General features: G+C 65.5%; 1 protein-coding gene. It reads left to right on the top strand.

Translation table 11 applies throughout. The features are described 5' to 3' along the window. Window positions 1–583 (top strand): condensation domain-containing protein (locus tag PY650_RS36695; RefSeq protein ID WP_285885009.1); only part of this gene is annotated, 583 nt, incomplete at both ends.

The raw sequence follows: 583 nt of genomic DNA, 5'->3' as shown, positions 1-583 counted from the left end.
TCAAGAGCCGCTTGTACCGTCGTTTGCCCAGCAGCGGCTCTGGTTCTTGGCGCAGCTGGACGAGGCGAGCACCAACTATCATATTCCGCTGGTCTTGCGGCTATCTGGTGTGCTCGAGCGCAGCGCCTGGCAGCGCAGCCTTGACCGCCTGTTTGCGCGCCATGAGGCGCTGCGCAGCATCTTTGTCGCGCCGCAGGGCAAGCCCCGGGTCGAGGTCCTGCCGCCGGATGCGGGGCTGCCGGTGCTCGAGCACGATCTCAAGGGCAGGGCGGATGCGCAAGCCGCGCTTTTGGATCTGTGCCAGGAGGAAGCGCGTACGCCGTTTGATCTTTCGCGCGGGCCGCTGATCCGCGGGCGGCTGATCGACATGTCGGACGAGGAGCACGTCTTCCTCTTGACCCAACATCACATCGTCTCGGACGGCTGGTCGATGGGTGTGCTCATGCGGGAACTGAGCAGCCTCTACCGGGCATTCGCCGCCGGGCAGGACGATCCTTTGCCGCCGCTCGCCATCCAATATCCCGACTATGCCGCCTGGCAACGCCAATGGCTGTCGGGGGAACGGCTGCAGACCCAGGCGGAC

It is taken from the genome of Martinezella calliandrae (assembly GCF_030272695.1).
GTDB lineage: Bacteria > Pseudomonadota > Alphaproteobacteria > Rhizobiales > Rhizobiaceae > Rhizobium > Rhizobium calliandrae.
Note: the sequence above shows the minus strand (reverse complement) of the source record. Positions and strands in the feature narration are given on the sequence as shown.